Here is a 1785-nt window from a genome sequence, read left to right as displayed (position 1 = left end):
ACAAATTGCCGAAGAGATCGCTCATACCCTGGCAGATCACGGTCTTCCTCCAGATCGGTTGGAAGAAGACTTTTTGATTGACCTGGCGCAAGGAGTCCAGAAAGTTCTTCAGAACGATGATGTACTTTTCTGGCGAAGTTCTATCCGTTCTTTTACAACGGATCACCCGACCGTCACAGCCTTCATAACATCGAATTTCGACAATGATGACGAAGGTCCTCTCACGGAGCAATACGAAAACGCAATCCGCCTGGGGGATGATGAGGCCTACTGGTCAGATGGTGGCGCTTCTGCAGATTTATTTGATGAATTCTAATCACTATAAGACACGCAGGGGTTGAACCCCTGCGTGTCGAACAACGTTGGCGCAAATGTATAGATCAACCTTTTGAGGGTTGGTCTGTAGATAGCTTCAACGTTGGTTTATTTAGATGCGTAACGTTGGATTATTTCACCAAAGGAGGAAGAATTGGAGGTTTTGTGCGAAATACAAAAAAATGTGAATTGGGAGCAGGTTCAAGCAGAAATTGCCCAAATAGATGAATGCTGCAAGAAGTCTTTAGAAGATTTCATATTGGGCAAGTTTGATGAAGAGTGTCTGGGTGACAGTCCGCCCGAATCGGACCGGTACGTCCCCGAAGGGGATTGGATTGATTGGTTTCCTCCTCCGCCACGTATGACAGAAGAGGAACTGGATGCAATCACTGATTGGGTTGAGATTGAAGCGGAAAAGCATAATCTTGAACCGGACCCGGATACTTACCCACTCGAAGATTATTTTGTAACAAAGGAGATATATGGAAAAACAGATGATCCAACTCAAAATCCCTGTTCCACCTGCGCCACTTCTAGAACAGGCAGTGGGTTACCGAAATTATCGGAATACCCATTATCTTGCCCTCTGGTGGGAACCCTGTGGAGATGAGGTCATGGTATCGGATGGTCTGGTGACCTTTACTGGTCTCTGGCCAGGCTACCTGGCCTACGTGCAACATAAATCAGTTCGTCCTCTCCTGACGGAGTTCAACCTGGGTTCTTCTGAAAATCCTGCAGACTATCACTTGATTATCGATCTGTTTGAGCGGCGGGCTTTCGTTGCGCCATGCAAAGTAACAGATCGCTTTCAAGCAACCCAAAGGAACCAGGGAGTAAAGCTGGAAAAGCCTGTCTCCCTTTCGTCAGAAGAAATAGAAAAATGGGTCGAGGAATTGGAGCAACAACTCTTGCACTTCCCTAGCATGGATGAACTCATGGCGCAAATTGCAGAAGACGAGAAGCTCGTTGCTGCGCTTGAACACTGGTTGGACGATCAAACGCCCAGTCTATAAAACAACAAGGAGATACAGAATGACATGCAAAGTGACTGTTCAAAAGAATACTTTTTCTGAAAGCCTGGCAATTGTTGGGCGAGCGGTAGGTTTTCACTCCCATCTACCGATCTTGTCGAACATTTTGCTCAGTAAGGATGAGGATCAGCTTCGCCTCTCGGCTACCGACTTGACCGTGGGGGTCACGGTTTGGATGGATGCCAATTTGGACGGCGACCTGGGTTTGACCTTACCCGCAAAAACATTGACCGATGTGATCAACAGCTTAACAGATCCCGAAGTCGTTTTTTCGGTAAACGGGAAACCGGAAGCATCATTGAAGTGCGGAACCTATAAAGGGATCGTCAAGGGAATTGATGCATCCGAGTTTCCAACCATCCCGGAGTACCCTATCACCAATGGGGTTTCAATGGACGCAAGTATGTTCAAAGAGATGATCCAAAAGGTTGCGTTCGCT

Annotated in this window: 4 protein-coding genes; all 4 read left to right on the top strand. The window is 47.0% G+C overall.

Translation table 11 applies throughout. The annotated features are described in order from the left end of the window. Positions 1-316 (top strand): hypothetical protein (locus VIS94_05465; GenBank protein ID HEY9160512.1); only part of this gene is annotated, 316 nt, incomplete at its 5' end. A 153-nt stretch (positions 317-469) separates the two neighbouring features. Then, positions 470-925 (top strand): hypothetical protein, encoded by a 456-nt coding sequence (locus VIS94_05460; GenBank protein HEY9160511.1) that lies wholly within the window; start codon positions 470-472, stop codon positions 923-925. A 4-nt stretch (positions 926-929) separates the two neighbouring features. Further along, the gene (locus VIS94_05455) at positions 930-1328 is read left to right on the top strand and encodes a hypothetical protein (protein ID HEY9160510.1); all 399 of its coding nucleotides are present in this window, start codon (positions 930-932) and stop codon (positions 1326-1328) included. Positions 1329-1347: 19 nt separating this feature from the next. Beyond that, on the top strand, positions 1348-1785 hold a 438-nt coding region (locus tag VIS94_05450; GenBank protein ID HEY9160509.1), incomplete at its 3' end, for a DNA polymerase III subunit beta.

The organism is Desulfomonilia bacterium (genome assembly GCA_036567785.1).
Classification (GTDB): Bacteria; Desulfobacterota; Desulfomonilia; order UBA1062; family UBA1062; genus DATCTV01.
Note: the sequence above shows the minus strand (reverse complement) of the source record. Positions and strands in the feature narration are given on the sequence as shown.